This is a genomic window from Lacinutrix chionoecetis, assembly GCF_053604665.1.
Genome location: NZ_JBSHNQ010000046.1, coordinates 1 through 15,603 on the forward strand (window position 1 = coordinate 1; position 15,603 = coordinate 15,603).

Annotated in this window: 17 protein-coding genes; 12 read left to right on the plus strand and 5 right to left on the minus strand. The window is 34.7% G+C overall.

What is annotated here, in order from left to right:
- Positions 1-204 precede the first annotated feature (204 nt).
- Positions 205-873 carry a peptide-methionine (S)-S-oxide reductase MsrA gene (gene msrA, locus ACVC43_RS00310; RefSeq protein ID WP_452222578.1) on the plus strand — a complete coding sequence of 223 codons (669 nt, stop codon included), beginning with the start codon at positions 205-207 and terminating at the stop codon, positions 871-873.
- Here the strand turns inward: msrA and ACVC43_RS00315 are convergent.
- Positions 870-1,670 (minus strand): class I SAM-dependent methyltransferase, encoded by an 801-nt coding sequence (locus ACVC43_RS00315; RefSeq protein ID WP_452222579.1) that lies wholly within the window; start codon positions 1,668-1,670, stop codon positions 870-872. The two genes, msrA and ACVC43_RS00315, sit on opposite strands and share 4 nt — an antisense overlap.
- 63 nt (positions 1,671-1,733) lie before the next feature.
- On the opposite strand from ACVC43_RS00315, the gene ACVC43_RS00320 reads away from it, so the two are divergent.
- From ACVC43_RS00320 to ACVC43_RS00370, 11 genes are all read left to right on the plus strand, one after another.
- On the plus strand, positions 1,734-2,384 hold the full coding sequence (locus ACVC43_RS00320) for a hypothetical protein (protein ID WP_452222580.1): 651 nt from the start codon (positions 1,734-1,736) through the stop codon (positions 2,382-2,384).
- A 17-nt stretch (positions 2,385-2,401) separates the two neighbouring features.
- Entirely contained in the window at positions 2,402-3,670 is a 1,269-nt protein-coding gene (kynU, locus tag ACVC43_RS00325; RefSeq protein ID WP_452222581.1) for a kynureninase, read from the plus strand.
- A gap of 247 nt (positions 3,671-3,917) precedes the next feature.
- Positions 3,918-5,312 (plus strand): FAD-dependent oxidoreductase, encoded by a 1,395-nt coding sequence (locus ACVC43_RS00330; protein WP_452222582.1) that lies wholly within the window; start codon positions 3,918-3,920, stop codon positions 5,310-5,312.
- 308 nt (positions 5,313-5,620) lie between these two features.
- Entirely contained in the window at positions 5,621-6,052 is a 432-nt protein-coding gene (locus ACVC43_RS00335) for a RidA family protein (protein WP_452222583.1), read from the plus strand.
- A gap of 76 nt (positions 6,053-6,128) precedes the next feature.
- Positions 6,129-7,571, plus strand: a complete 1,443-nt coding sequence (locus ACVC43_RS00340; RefSeq protein ID WP_452222584.1) for an aldehyde dehydrogenase — start codon at positions 6,129-6,131, stop codon at positions 7,569-7,571.
- Between the two features lie 43 nt (positions 7,572-7,614).
- The gene (locus ACVC43_RS00345) at positions 7,615-7,827 is read left to right on the plus strand and encodes a GIY-YIG nuclease family protein (protein ID WP_452222585.1); all 213 of its coding nucleotides are present in this window, start codon (positions 7,615-7,617) and stop codon (positions 7,825-7,827) included.
- 148 nt (positions 7,828-7,975) lie between these two features.
- A complete protein-coding gene (locus ACVC43_RS00350; protein ID WP_452222586.1) occupies positions 7,976-8,758 on the plus strand; it encodes an SDR family oxidoreductase in 783 nt (260 codons plus the stop codon).
- A gap of 163 nt (positions 8,759-8,921) precedes the next feature.
- Positions 8,922-9,455, plus strand: a complete 534-nt coding sequence (locus tag ACVC43_RS00355) for a 3-hydroxyanthranilate 3,4-dioxygenase (protein WP_452222587.1) — start codon at positions 8,922-8,924, stop codon at positions 9,453-9,455.
- A gap of 96 nt (positions 9,456-9,551) precedes the next feature.
- A complete protein-coding gene (locus ACVC43_RS00360) occupies positions 9,552-10,637 on the plus strand; it encodes an amidohydrolase family protein (RefSeq protein ID WP_452222588.1) in 1,086 nt (361 codons plus the stop codon).
- Positions 10,638-10,680: 43 nt separating this feature from the next.
- Positions 10,681-11,322, plus strand: coding sequence for an O-methyltransferase (locus tag ACVC43_RS00365; RefSeq protein WP_452222589.1), 642 nt, complete (start codon positions 10,681-10,683; stop codon positions 11,320-11,322).
- Between the two features lie 54 nt (positions 11,323-11,376).
- Positions 11,377-12,183, plus strand: coding sequence for an alpha/beta hydrolase (locus ACVC43_RS00370; RefSeq protein WP_452222590.1), 807 nt, complete (start codon positions 11,377-11,379; stop codon positions 12,181-12,183).
- A gap of 60 nt (positions 12,184-12,243) precedes the next feature.
- Here the strand turns inward: ACVC43_RS00370 and ACVC43_RS00375 are convergent, their stop codons facing one another.
- The 4 genes from ACVC43_RS00375 to rsmG form a co-directional block, all read right to left on the minus strand.
- Positions 12,244-13,758, minus strand: a complete 1,515-nt coding sequence (locus tag ACVC43_RS00375) for a S8 family peptidase (protein ID WP_452222591.1) — start codon at positions 13,756-13,758, stop codon at positions 12,244-12,246.
- A gap of 101 nt (positions 13,759-13,859) precedes the next feature.
- Complete coding sequence (locus ACVC43_RS00380) at positions 13,860-14,147, minus strand: Sec-independent protein translocase subunit TatA/TatB (RefSeq protein WP_452222592.1); 288 nt, start codon at positions 14,145-14,147, stop codon at positions 13,860-13,862.
- 91 nt (positions 14,148-14,238) lie between these two features.
- Complete coding sequence (locus tag ACVC43_RS00385; protein WP_452222593.1) at positions 14,239-14,766, minus strand: inorganic diphosphatase; 528 nt, start codon at positions 14,764-14,766, stop codon at positions 14,239-14,241.
- 166 nt (positions 14,767-14,932) lie between these two features.
- The gene (gene rsmG, locus ACVC43_RS00390; protein ID WP_452222594.1) at positions 14,933-15,562 is read right to left on the minus strand and encodes a 16S rRNA (guanine(527)-N(7))-methyltransferase RsmG; all 630 of its coding nucleotides are present in this window, start codon (positions 15,560-15,562) and stop codon (positions 14,933-14,935) included.
- Positions 15,563-15,603: the final 41 nt, after the last annotated feature.

The following is a 15,603-nucleotide window of genomic DNA, read 5'->3' on the forward strand; positions in this document are numbered from 1 at the left end:
ACACCAATACAAATGCACGCACAAAACAAATTGAAAAGAAAACAATACAAATCAAAAAAGCTGAACAATCATATGATTGTTCAGCTTTAATTAATAAATTTAATCCTTTAATAATCTGTATCGGTTATTTAGGACTAGACATAAATTTAAACTCTACTATGTAAAATTACGTAAGTGTTTACGACTGAATAAAAAAGACAGATTATGAAAAAAATAATAGTACTACTCGCAATAAGTTTATGTTTTAGCTGCAAAAATACCGCACAAAACACCAATGAAACTACAGCTCAAGACGCTGTGAAAACGGCTACACCTGTTGAAGTGCCAATAGAAAACGGTATGGCAAAAGCTTATTTTGCAAGTGGTTGTTTTTGGTGTGTTGAAGCCATTTACGAAAGTGTTAAAGGTGTTGAAGAATCTATAAGCGGTTATGCTGGCGGACATACCAAAAACCCAACCTACGAATCTAGCAATACAGGCAGAACAGGACACGCTGAAGCAGTAGAAATTATTTACAATCCAGATGTAGTAAGTTTCGAAACTTTGGTAGATGTTTATTTTGCATCACAAAACCCAACACAGGTTAACGGTCAAGGACCAGATAGAGGCTCTCAATACCGTTCGATTATATTTTATCAAAACGATGAGCAAAAGAAAATTATTGAAACTAAAAAAGAGGCTTTAGCTAAAGAACTTGATAAAACGATAGCTGCAGAAGTATATCCTTTTCAAAAATTTTGGATAGCCGAAGATTATCATCAAAACTACGAAAGGCTAAACCCTAACAACAGTTATATTAGAAATGTATCTGTCCCAAGATTAAAACGCTTTCAAGCTAAAATGCCTGAGGTTTTAAAGAAAAATACGCATTAAACCTTAGTCGCTTTAATATCAAATATAAGAGGATATAATTTATCTTTGGTTATAAAATTACCCGATTTGATTTCAATCAAATCGGGTAATACGTTATAAGGGCTTTCATTGTATTCATTTAAATATTCAATTTGTAACCCTGCTTCAGTTAAAGCATTTATAACTTCACTCAATCCGTGATTCCAACCATATTCTTTACTAATCATTTTAGAATCTTGGTTGGCATACGTTCCTTCATATTCTTCGTAAATAACGTCGTCTTGCATGTAACCATATTTCATAACCGGTTTCCCTTCTAAATAATCGAACATCCAAACTATTGGGTGGAATTCTACCATATAAAATGTACCGCCTATTTTAAGTTTTTCGGCAATCATTTTTCCCCAAGGTTTTAAATCTGGCAACCAACCTATAACACCATAACTTGTAAATACAATATCAAAAGTATCTGCAACAATTTCTGCCGTATCCAGCACATTACAGCACACAAACTTTGCGTCTAAACTTAATTCGCTGTTTAAATGCTGAGCGAGTTTTATGCCTTCATCACTCAAATCCACACCAACGCAGGCAGCACCTAACCTACTCCAACTTAAAGTATCTTGCCCGAAATGGCATTGTAAGTGCAACAGAGATTTTCCTTTTACGTCACCCAAAGCTTTTAATTCGTATGGCATTAAAGACGATGCTCCATTTTTAAAAGCTTCCAGATCATACATATCACTTTCGGCATGCACCTTTACTTTTTCATTCCACGTTGCCTTATTTGCTTTAAAATATTTTGTATTATCGCTCATCTCTGGTTGGTATTTTACCAAAACTAATTATTATTTCTTAGCTTTGAAAGAAAACCACAAAACATGTATCGACTACTCATAATATGCTTGCTAATTTTTTCATCTTGTAAAGAAGAAATACCTCAAAAAGAATATACGCTATCCGAAAAAATAGCCAATGCGCACGGCTTTAAAAATTGGGATAATGTTTCAGAATTCCATTTTACCTTTAATGTCGATAAAGACACCACGCATTTTGAACGCTCATGGATTTGGAAACCTAAAGTAAATGAGGTAACCATGCATACCAAGAACGATACCATTACCTATAACACTTTTAAAATTGAACAAGAAAGCCTCAAGGCAGACCGTGCCTTTATTAACGATAAATATTGGGCGTTAGTACCGTTTCAACTTATCTGGGACACCAGTGCTACGGTTAGTGAGCCAACTAAAACCGAAGCTCCAATTAGTAAAAATCAGCTTAACAAAATAACTATAACCTATCCAGCAAAAGGTGGCTACACACCTGGTGACGCTTACGATATTTATTATGATGATAATTATCTTATTAAAGAATGGGCTTTTAGAGAAGCCAATGCGACAGAGCCATCTATGATAAATACTTTTGAAAACTACCAGGATTTTAATGGTATTAAAATCGCTCAAGATCATAAAAGACCAAACGATAACTGGAATCTTAATTTTACAGACATTAAAGTAATTACACAATAATTTATAAAAACAAAAACGTGTCAAACTATAAATTAGGCCTCGACTTTGCAAAGCAATTAGACAAAGAAGATGCATTAGCACAATACCGAAATCAATTTCATATCCCTAAAGATAAAAACGGAAATGATTTAATTTACCTCTGCGGAAATTCTCTTGGTTTACAACCAAAAACAACTAAAAATTATATAAACCAAGAACTTGAGGATTGGGCTAATTTAGGTGTTGAAGGACATACCGAAGGTAAAAATCCATGGTTACCATATCATGAGTTTTTAACCGAAAGCATGGCAAATGTGGTTGGCGCTAAACCCATTGAAGTGGTTGTAATGAATACACTAACAGCCAACCTTCATTTTATGATGGTAAGCTTTTATAAGCCAACAAAAAAACGCTATAAAATTTTAATTGAAGCTGATGCTTTTCCAAGTGATAAGTATGCAGTAGAGTCGCAATTACGACATCATGGTTACGACGATAAAGAAGGTTTAATTTTGTGGAAAGCACCCAAAGGTGAAGAATTAGCTAATTACGACGATTTAGAAGCTATCATGGATAAACATGGCGATGAGATCGCATTGATTATGATTGGTGGTGTTAATTATTACACTGGTCAGTTTTTTAATTTAAAACGCATTACAGAACTTGGACATAAAAATGGCTGCATGGTTGGTTTCGATTGTGCACATGGTGCAGGAAATGTAAATTTAGATTTGCACAACTCTGGAGCAGATTTCGCCGTTTGGTGTACCTATAAATATATGAATGCTGGACCAGGAAGTTTATCAGGTTGTTTTGTTCACGAGCGTCATGCACACAACAAGAACTTAAACCGGTTTACAGGTTGGTGGAGCCACAATAAAGAAACACGTTTTAATATGCGTGGTGAGTTTGACCAATTACCTGGAGCCGAAGGTTGGCAATTATCCAATCCTCCCATATTATCTATGGCTGCCATTAAAGCATCAGCCGATATTTTTGCTGAAGTTGGTATGGAAAAACTGATTAAAAAGTCTAAAAAATTAACTGGTTATTTCGAGTTTTTAATTAATGAACTTAACAATTCAGACATAAAAATTATAACACCAAGCAATCCAGACGAACGCGGTTGCCAGCTTTCTATTCAGGTAAAAAATGCAAACAGAGCTTTACATAATAAATTAACCGAAAGCGGCGTAATAAGCGATTGGCGTGAACCAGACGTTATCCGTTGCGCACCAGTACCATTGTACAATTCCTTTCAAGATGTGTATAATATGGTGAAAAGATTAAAAGCTATTTTGAATTAAAGAATTAAGAATTAAGAATTAAGAATTAAGAATTAAGAATTAAGAATTAAGAATTAAGAATTAAGAAAGCTAAAAAACTGAAATTGAAATCGAAAAAAAAACATAAATAAACATACATCACAGTTCCTTCCTTCAGCCGAAGGAAGGTGGTTTTTCGAAGAAAAATCGGAAGGTTTGACTTAAAAGGCGAAGCACTTTTTAAAAAACTAAAACAAAAGTACACTACTGCAATTGTAGAAATAACAAAATGAAACAACAAAACATATTAATCATAGGTGCAGGACTCTGCGGCTCACTTTTAGCACTCCGTTTAGGCCAACGCGGCTACAATGTTACTGTTTACGAAATGCGACCAGACCTAAGAAGCACAGATATTTCTGCAGGTCGTTCTATAAATTTAGCATTTTCAGATCGTGGCAATAAAGCTATGAAATTATGTGGCATTGAAGATAAAGTTAAAGCACTATGCATCCCAATGAATGGTCGTATGATTCATGACAAAGACGGTAATACGTTTCTATCTAACTACAGTGGTCGCGAACACGAATACATTAACTCCATTTCACGAGGCGAATTAAATGCACTACTATTAACCGAAGCTGAAAAACACAACAACGTAACCATCCATTTTAATAAAAAATGTAAGTCGGTTGATTTCGAAAATACAACGGCCACGTTTATAGATTACAAAACGAAAGATGAATTTATAGAAGATGCGGACTGCATTATTGCAACAGATGGCGCAGGATCTGCATTGCGAAAAAGCTATTATTTAGAGAAGAAATTTTTGTTCAGTTTTTCGCAAAACTACCTAACACACGGTTATAAGGAACTAAGCATATTGCCAACAGCAACAGGAGATTACAAAACCTATAAAAACGCATTGCATATTTGGCCTCGTGGTGATTTTATGATTATCGCTTTACCAAATTTAGATGGCAGTTTCACAGTAACATTGTTTTTAAGTTATGCCGAAGGCGAGTATAATTTTAATAATTTAACCACACCAGAAATGGTAACGGCATTCTTTGAAAAAGAATTTCCCGATGCTTTAGAATTAATGCCAAATTTACTCGATGATTTTTTCGAGAATCCAACAGCACCTTTAGGCACCGTAAAATGCTCTCCATGGCATTATAAAGGTAATACGCTACTTATGGGAGATTCGGCTCACGCAATAGTACCATTTTACGGACAAGGCATGAATGCCTCTTTTGAAGATGTCGTGGAATTCGATAAGGTTTTAGATAAAAATTTAGGGAGTTGGGAAGCAATTTTTGAAACCTATGAAAAAAATAGAAAAAAAGATACCGATGCCATTGCCGATTTGGCAATAGATAACTTTCATGAAATGAAAGACCACGTCGGACAAGCCATATTTCAGGAAAAACGAAAAATTGAAATGGCATTAGAAAAAGCATTTCCAGATGAATATTCATCTAAATATAGTTTAGTAACTTTCAACGAGCATATTGGCTATAGAGAAGCTATGCTACGTGGAAGAGCCCAAGACAAAGTCATTTTAAATTTGTTAGCAGATAAGGAAATTAAACCAACAGACGATTTAAAAGACATTTTAAAACAAGTAAAAACACAAACCGAGGCCATTTTAGAAGACGATGCAATTGCGGGATTAAAATAATTTTGAATTAAGAATTAAGAATTAAGAATTAAGAATTAAGAATTAAGAATTAAGAAAAGTTAAAATACATTGGAATTAAAACCAAACAAAATAAAAGGTCAAGTCTCAAAATCAATTCGCAGAATTGAACACCAAGGCGAAGAATAGATGAAGAAAAGCTCCGAAGGACAGGAGCACGAGAGTGCGACGCGGAGTTTTCAAATCGGTTTTCAGTTTGCAAAACTGAAAAATTCCTTGGCTTGGTAATGATTTTTTTGGTTCGTTTTTTTATCAAAAAAAAAAATGAACATATAAAAAGTAAAAATATTATGAATAATAATAAAGACATTAACGTTTCAAAAGGAACAGGCGTAACACCACGAGGTGCATATCCACACGTAAAGCAAGTAGGCGATTTTATTTTCGTGTCAGGAACAAGCTCACGAAAACCAGACAACACCATTGCTGGAGTTGATATTATCGATAATATGGGAACCAAGCGCTTAAATGCCTACACACAAACGCAAGAAGTTTTAAAAAATATAAATACAACTTTAGAAAGCGTCGGTGCAAGCCTAAAAGATGTTGTTGATGTCACATCATTTTTAGTAAATATGAATGACTTCGCAGATTACAATAAAGCGTATGCCGAATTTTTTGAAAAAGAAAACGGACCAACAAGAACAACAGTCGCTGTGCACCAATTACCGCATCCAGATTTAGTAGTTGAGATTAAAGTGATGGCTTATAAGAAATCGTAACTGTCATTCCTGCGTAGGCAGGAATCTAATTTAAATTGAACTAAAAGTAGATTCCTGCTTTCGCAGGAATAACAAGATGGAAAACATAAAAAACTACATAAACGGCGAATTTAAAAATCCAGTTAACAACAAGTGGATTGACAACTATAATCCATCTAATGGCGAAGTTTACGGACAAATTCCAAACTCTTCAAAAGAAGATGTAGAGCAAGCTTATAAAAGTGCAAAATCTGCCTTTAAGCAATGGTCGCAAACCAGCTTAGAAGAACGTAGCCGTATATTAATTAAAATTTCAGAATTATTAGAAGCAAATTTGCAACGCTTCGCAGAAGCCGAAAGCAAAGACAACGGCAAACCTGTAAGCTTAGCAAAGGCAATAGATATTCCAAGAGCTGCGAGTAATTTTAGATTCTTTGGTAATGCCATTACACAATTTGCGAGCGAAAGCCATGAAAGTGTTGGGCAACAAGCCATAAATTACACGTTGCGCCAGCCCATTGGTGTTGTCGGCTGTATTTCGCCATGGAATCTACCTCTGTATTTATTTACATGGAAAATTGCTCCAGCCATAGCTGCAGGAAACTGCGTGGTTGCAAAACCGAGTGAAGTAACACCAATGACGGCTTATTTATTAGGCGAAATTTGTAATGAAGCTGGTCTGCCAAAAGGTGTTTTAAATATCGTGCACGGTTTAGGTACAACCACAGGACAAGCCATAATTGAGCATATAGATATTAAGGCCATTTCCTTTACTGGTGGCACGGAAACAGGTGCACACATCGCAAAAGTAGCAGCGCCTATGTTTAAAAAACTATCTTTAGAATTAGGCGGAAAAAACCCAAACATTATTTTTGCAGATTGCGATTATGAGAACATGTTAGATACTACGGTACGTTCATCATTCGCAAACCAAGGTCAGATATGTTTATGTGGAAGTCGCATTTTTATAGAAGAAAGTATCTATGAAAAATTTAAAACCGATTTTGTTGAAAAAGTAAAAGCTTTAAACGTTGGTCATCCATCTGAAGCTTCAACAAATATTGGTGCTTTGGTTTCAAAACCACATCTTGAAAAAGTAAAAGACTATATAGAAATTGCCAAAAATGAAAATGGAGAAATCCTTTGTGGTGGTAACCAAGTGACTGTTAAAGGATATGATAATGGCTATTATTTACAACCAACAGTAATTGAAGTACAAAGTGACGAATGCCGTGTTAATCAAGAAGAAATTTTTGGTCCGGTTGTAACCATTATGCCATTTAAAACGGAAGATGAAGTATTAGAAATGGCAAACAAAGTAAAATATGGTTTATCGGCTACATTGTGGACCAACGATTTAAAACGCACCATGAAAATGAGCCACCAATTACAATCAGGAATTGTTTGGGTAAACACTTGGATGTTGCGCGATTTACGCACACCTTTTGGTGGCGTTAAAGCCAGTGGTGTTGGTCGTGAAGGTGGTTTTGAAGCCTTACGCTTTTTTACAGAAGCAAAGAATGTTTGTATAAAATACTAAAAAACAATGAAATGTCTCCTCGAGCGCAGTCGAGAGGTATATTATGAAATCTTATTTTGTTTACATATTGCAATGCTCAGATAACTTAACTTACACTGGTGTTACTAATAATATTTCAAGACGTTTTGAGGAACATCAGATTGGGTTAAATAAAAGTTGCTCTACTTATAAAAGAAGACCATTAAAATTAATATTTCATCAACAATTTAACGACATTAATCAAGCTATATATTTTGAAAAGAAAATTAAAAAATAGAGTGCTAAAAAGAAATTTGCATTAGCAAATGGAAAGTTTGACATGTTACAAATACTCTCTGAATGCAGAAATGCAACACATTCTGATTATAACCCAGAAAATAATTAAGGCCTCGACTGCGCTCGACCAGACAAAAAATATTAAAACAATGAACTTAAACTTAAACAACAAATACGCATTAGTTTGCGGAAGCACAGCAGGAATAGGAAAAGCAACTGCAATAGCTTTAGCCGAAGAAGGCACCATTGTAACGCTAATTGCAAGAAACGAAGACAAATTAAAAGCGACCTTGGCACAATTACCTCAACATAGAAATCACGATTATATAGTTGCAGATTTTTCAAACCCGATGGCCTTAAAAGAAAAAGTGGAAACTTTTATTAAAGAAAATCACGGCTTCCATATTCTGGTAAATAACACTGGTGGACCAAAAGGCGGACCGGTTTTTTCGGCTGAAGTTGATGAGTTTGAAAATGCTTTTACTCAACATTTAAAATGTAATCATGTGTTAGCACAAGCGGTTGTTCCGTTTATGAAAGATGAAAAATATGGCCGCATTATTAATGTTATATCAACATCGGTAAAACAGCCTTTAGATGGTTTAGGTGTTAGTAACACCATTCGTGGTGCTGTTGCAAATTGGAGTAAAACATTAGCTAATGAACTTGGACAATTTGGTATTACAGTTAACAATGTACTACCTGGCGCTACAGGAACCGATAGATTAGCAGAAATTATTAAAAACAAATCAGATAAAACAGGTAAAACCGAAGAAGAAGCTGCCACTGCCATGAAAAGCGCTGTACCTGCAAATCGTTTTGCAAAACCCGAAGAATTAGCAGATGCTATTACGTTTTTGGCAAGTGACCGTGCTGCCTACATTAATGGTATTAATTTACCTGTTGATGGTGGTAGAACTAAGTCGCTTTAAAATAGTTTGTAATTTTAGACCTCACAGGTTTTAAAAACCTGTGAGGTCTTTGTATATTAGTAGAGTAATTCGCGTTAAGGATTGAAAGGTTTGTTTGAGCTCCTCGCAGAGAGCGAGCCTTGAAAGCCTGACCCTTTAGGGTAACGCCCAAAATAGAAACATTATGAGTAAATTATATCCTCCTGTAAATTTTAAAGCATGGATTGAAGAAAACCGTCATCTATTAAAACCTCCAGTCGGGAATAAGGTGGTATGGAAAGATGGTGATTTTATTGTTATGGTGGTTGGTGGGCCAAATGCCAGAAAGGATTATCATTATAATGAAACACCTGAGTTTTTCTATCAAATAGAGGGTGATATTGTCTTAAAGGTTATTGAGAATGGTACACCAAAAAATATAAATATAAAAGAAGGCGAGATTTTTTTATTACCACCTAAAGTACCACATTCTCCACAACGAGGAGCTAATACTGTAGGTTTAGTTATTGAGTATCCAAGAGAAAAAGGCGTGCAGGATGCCTTACTTTGGTTTTGCGAAAATTGCACAACTAAGTTATACGAAGAGGATTTTACCGTTGAAAATATTGAAACGGATATGCCTAAAATATTTGACAACTATTATGGTGATAAAGAGAAACGAAGCTGCCCTAACTGTGGAGAAACTATGGAGCCACCACAAAAAGTACAAATTGATTAAAAATTAACCGTCATTGCGAGCCTTTTTTGGCGTGGCAATCTGTTTAATTAAACGGACCATTAATAAGTTTCTACCTTTTTAAGAATGACAACAACCATGAATAAACGCAAACTAAGAATAAACGGCCACTCACATTTATTACCTTATCCAGAGGAAATCCCACAGTTTATGCAGGATAAAGGTATTTTTTGGGTAGATAAAGACCGAAAATTTATGCTTCAAAAAGATTGGAGCCGTCCAGTGACAGATTCCAGTTTTTTCTTAGACGAAAAGCTGGAGTGGATGGAACGTTTTAAAATAGATCATGCGGTTGTTTTAAACTTATCGCAATTATATGGCAATGGGTTACGTGTTGAAGAAATGAAACAGGCTTTGCGGTTTCAAAACGATTTTAATGCTAAAGTACAAAAGGAGAACCCAACTAAATTTACATGTGGTTTTGTGGTACATCCTGGTTTTGTACGTGGTGCCTGTTGGGAAATTGAGCGTTGTGTAGAAGAATTAGGTATGCAATTATTGTGTTTACCAACACATTATATGGATACTATTGGTACTTGGCGTTGTATTTTTGATGAGGAAAACGAACCTATTTTTGAGCTGGCAAACAAATACAATCTTGCTGTAGAAATACACCCTTACGATGGTGAGAAATTTATTAAATTAGAAAACACCTCATGGCGTTTTCACTTAATCTGGATGCTGGCTCAATGTGCAGATGCCTATCATTTTTTAACACTTAATGGCTACGCAGATAAATACCCTAATATGCGAACCTGTTTTGCCCATGGCGGACAGTTAGCGCAGATTAATTTAGGTAGACGTATTCAAGGTTTCGATGGCAGACCAGACCTTTTTGAAGGTAAAAGCCACCCAAGAAAAGCCGTAGGACATAAAAACATATTTTTCGATACTTTAGTTCATGATACGGGAGGCTTAGAATTACTAATTAGAAATCAAGGTTCTAAGCAGGTACTTATGGGACTTGACGATCCTTATCCTCTTGGTGAAATGGAAAGCGAAAAACAATCGTCTTATCCTGGAAAAATTTTAGATTTGGCGATAGACCGTAACATAATTACAGAGCCAGAACGCGATGCTATTTGGGAAGATAATGTTATAAGATGGCTGTGCGGAGACGATGAAACTGCAAAACAGAAATTGGTAAATAGAATTTTAGGGTAAATAGTAAATAAAGAATCTAAGGCTATTCAACTTAATTAAAATCATGCACTTTATACCAGAAAAACTCGACGATTATGTGGTTGCACATTCTGAAGACGAACCAGAATTACTTAAGCAGCTTACACGAGAAACGTTTCAAAAAATACTACAACCGCGTATGTCGAGCGGTCCATATCAAGGTCGAGTACTAAGTATGGTTTCTAAACTAATAAACCCTTTACACATTTTAGAAATTGGTACATTTACGGGTTACTCAACTTTATGTTTGGCTGAAGGTCTAAAACCGGAAGGAACAATTGACACCATAGATGTTAATGAAGAGCTGTATGATTTTCAGAGAAAATTTTTCGATATGTCTGATTACGGAAACCAGATTTTTCAGCATTTAGGGAATGCTTTAGAAATAATTCCTAAGCTTAATAAAACGTACGATCTGGTTTTTATTGATGCAGATAAAGATAATTATATTAACTATTTCAATTTAATTATCGACACTTTAAAAACAGGAGGTATTATCTTATCGGACAACGTTTTATGGAGCGGAAAGGTTATTGAGGCACTCGACCCTAAAGATAAAATGACTAAAGCCGTATTAGCATATAACAGCCTTTTAAAAGAAGACAAAAGGGTGGAAACTGTTGTCTTGCCTATTCGGGATGGATTAACCATAAGCAGAAAGATTTAAGTTCAATAGTTTAACTCTTATAAATAATTTTATACTATAAATATTCAATTTTACATGCATAAAGTATTCTACATTTTCCTACTGTTTGCTATTTTTTGTAGTTGTGCAAAACAACTACACTCTAACGATCCTATACCAACTCACGATAATTTTACCATAACCTCAACAAATGTTAAAGAAGATAGAGTTATTAATGTGTGGATGCCTCCACAATATGAAAACACAAACATCTTATTACCCGTTTTATATATGCCTGATGGTGGGATAAAAGAAGATTTTCCGCACATAGCAAATACACTTGCAAAATTAATTGCAGATAAACATATTCCTCCAATGTTATTGGTTGGGATAGAAAATACCGAAAGAGGAAGAGATTTAACCGGCTTTTCTAATGTGCAAGCAGATGCCGAATATTGTCCTATTACTGATGGTGCTAAAAATTTTAGAGCCTTCATAACTAATGAATTAATACCAGAAATAAATAATAAATATAGAACCACAGACAAAAAAGGAATTATAGGCGAGTCTTTAGCTGGCCTTTTTGTAATGGAAACTTTTTTTACCGAGCCCGAAACTTTCGATTTTTATATAGCCATGGATCCATCGCTTTGGTGGAATGATCATTACTTAGAAAAAGAGGCACCTAATCTTTTGCAAAATTTTACAGATAAAGAAATAAAGTTATGGTTTGCTGGATCCAATACAGAAGACATAGCCATACATACTAAGAGTCTTGCAAAAACCTTTGAGAGTGTAGCACCAGAAAATTTAACCTGGAAGTATTCGAACGAGCCAAACGAGAAACATCATACTATTTTTCGTGCCACTAAAGAAAAGGCGTTAATTTGGACGCTCGATTAAAAAACAAAAACCTCTCAAAAATCGAGAGGTTTTTTCATTTTTTTAAAAGGTTGTTATATTCTACTGCACGGCCTGCAAAGCATCAATGTTACCGTAACCAAAATTTGAACTCTTGTTAGGATAAAATTCTGCAGATTGTTTAAGCTTATTTAATACTTGCGTTCTACTCCAACTTGGATGTCTTGCCCATACTAATGCAGCAATACCTGCCGTTGTTGCTGTTGCAACAGATGATCCTCCTGTATAACGTCTCTGGTTATTATAAAAACCTAACACTGGTGGTGCTTTGCTTGTATTGTTATCGCCTTCCATAATAATGGTAAAATCTATTTTACTACCACTATGGCACACTTCACAACGTTCATAATTTGGTCCATCGTCAACTCCTGTAACTGCAACAGTTTCACTCATACTTGCTGGAAATATTACACCATAACCGTTGGTAAAACTTGTAGACGTTCCGCCAGCTGCAAATATTAATTTTCCTTTACTATACGCATATTTTACAGCATCTTTAACATTGCCAATAGACCAAACGTAGCCAATAGACATAGAAATAATTTTTACATCACTTCTGTTGGCTAATTCTGTAAGTGCTTTAGATACGCCTTTACGTTCGTGATAATCGTTTAGTAACACATCTTCTGTTGCTCTGTAAGCTACTAAATTAGCATTGTATGCTACACCAACAGGCATACCATTGTCGTTTCGTGGTGCTGCCATAGTCGATGCCATTGCAGTACCATGACCACATTTGTCGTGAGGCCCATCGTAATTATTAGACCACCACCAGTTCGAGTCTATAAACGTACCATACTTTTGAACAAATCTTGAGTTAGACGAATAACCATCTTTAAAGCCATTGCCATTTAACAAAGATTGAGACTGCGATACACCAGTGTCTATTAAGCCAATAGTTATTCCAGAACCTGTACTATAATTCCATGCTTGCGGAATATTATGTTCGCTAAAATGCCAAGATACTTGTGCATTATTTGGAGCTATGGTCGTGTAATGTGAGCTGTTTATAGACTCCCCATTTTTACTACATCCAGAACTGGATTTCAGGGCATTATCTGCTCCATAGTGGTTGTAACCATTTGGTTCTAAATACCTAATCCCTTCCATCTGCCTTAACTCCTTAATGGTCTTTAGGTTTTCTATTTTTACATCGAAAACGTTAATAATCTCGTGTTCTACAACAGTTTCTCTGTTTTTTTTATAACCTTCTAAACTTTCAATAGTGTTAATAATATTGTCTTTTGTAGCTATTAATTTTTGAGATCGATTTTCGCTAAAATTCTCATCTTTACTACCATAGCCTACTGTTAAAATATTATTACCGTGGACTACTGCACTCCAAAGAAAATGATCGGTTTCATTTTCCCAACTAAATTCTTGACCTTTATTGAGTTGTGACTCAATTTCGGCATTTATTTCTTCGATTGTTAACGGTTTAGATTGGTCGATGAATTGTTGTTGTTCTTCTTCTTGAAAGTCGTTGGTGACATCTTTTGAACATGATGAAAAAATGATTAAAACTACAAGTAATAGTTTAAAGGGAATAGTTTTCATAAAATATTTTTAAAGGGTTAGACTCTAAATATATTAAATATTTCACATTTTTTTAACTTTTAAAAAATGAAATTCTGAAAACAGAGCTAAAAAAATAAAAATTACATTTTTCTACTTATAGAACCTGTAAAATCCTCAAGATCGTCTTTTACTTTTTTTAGTTCCTCCTGCACATCCTTAGTAATGCTGGTATCCAAGCCATTTTGTTCAGCACTTTTGGTTATTTCGCTTTTAATATCGTTAGTGGCATCTTTAAGTGTGCGCATGCCTTTACCAAGACCTCGTGCAATCTCGGGAATTTTATCTGCACCAAAAACCATGACTACTACCAGTAGAATAAGGGCTATTTCGGCACCACTAATAAATAATATTACAGGTTGATATATCACACCACAAATATACTAAGTAAAAACTTTTTAAAAGTTAAAAAGCCCTTCAAAATAACTTTCGAAAGACTTTTTATATTATAAAGAAGCGCAATTAAATTTTAAAATCGCCATTTTTCTTATGCTCGCTATTCTCGTAACGCGCGACACATTTGTTTAAAATATCATAAGCTTCTTTTGCGTCTCCCCAACCACCAACATCTACTTTTTTCTTTTCTAAGTCTTTATATACCTGAAAGAAGTGCGTAATTTCTTTTATTCTATGCGGATTTAAATCTTGAATGTCGTTGTAAGTGTTCCAAATAGGATCTGTAACAGGTACACAAATTAATTTCTCATCAGGTCCTTTTTCGTCTGCCATATGAAACACGCCAATTGGCTTCACCTCTACTACACACATTGGAAACGTTGGCTCTGTACCCATAACTAAAACATCTAACGGATCTCCATCTAATGCCAATGTTTCCGGAATAAACCCGTAATCTCCAGGATACATCATTGAAGAAAACAACATGCGATCGAAACGAATTTTATTCAAATCGAAATCGTATTCATACTTGTTTCTACTTCCTTTTGGAATTTCTACTAAAACATCGAAGGTTAATTTTCCTGCTGGGCTCATTATTATAGTTGTTTGTTGGTTCCCATGATATTGGGAATCTTATTATTTTTTTACACAAAAAACCTACTGGTTTTTCGGCCTGCAAAAGTACGTGATTATTAGTGTTTATACAAGAAATTTTTAATTTTGATTCGTTTTAAATATTGAAACCTAAAACAAATAGTATTTAGCCCTTGAATTTAATTGGTAAATGCACAATTTTTTTGGTGTCGTAAAATTCTTCAGAATAAAAGTCTGAAATATTATAAATCGTTATCGCTTTGTAATCCTGAAGCTCATTAGATAAATCACCACCTTTTAAATATATAATTCCATTTTTAAGGTCATTATTTTGTTCTTTTGCTACTTTGCCCTTAATCCAATGTACAAAAGTTGGCATAGCTGCTACTGCTCTACTTACAATAAAGTGGTAGGTTTCTTTAATGTCCTCTACTCTTGTATGTGTAGTTTTTACATTTTCCAGACCCAAACCCTCAACTACCTCGTTAACCACTTTAAGCTTTTTTGCAATACTGTCTACCAGATGAAATGAACATTCTGGAAATAAAATAGCTAATGGAATGCCTGGAAAACCACCTCCTGTACCAACATCCATAATTTTAGTACCTGCCTTAAAATTAATAATCTTTGCTATGGCTAATGAATGTAAAACGTGACGCAAATACAACTCGTCTATGTCTTTTCTTGATACCACATTAATTTTAAGGTTCCAATCTTGATACAAAGCTTCAAGCTTAGTAAATTTTTCAATTTGATCTTGTGCAAGATTAGGGAAGTATTTTAAAATGAGATCCATAGCATAATTTTTTTTGCAAAAGTAGAAATAAATTGTCCATA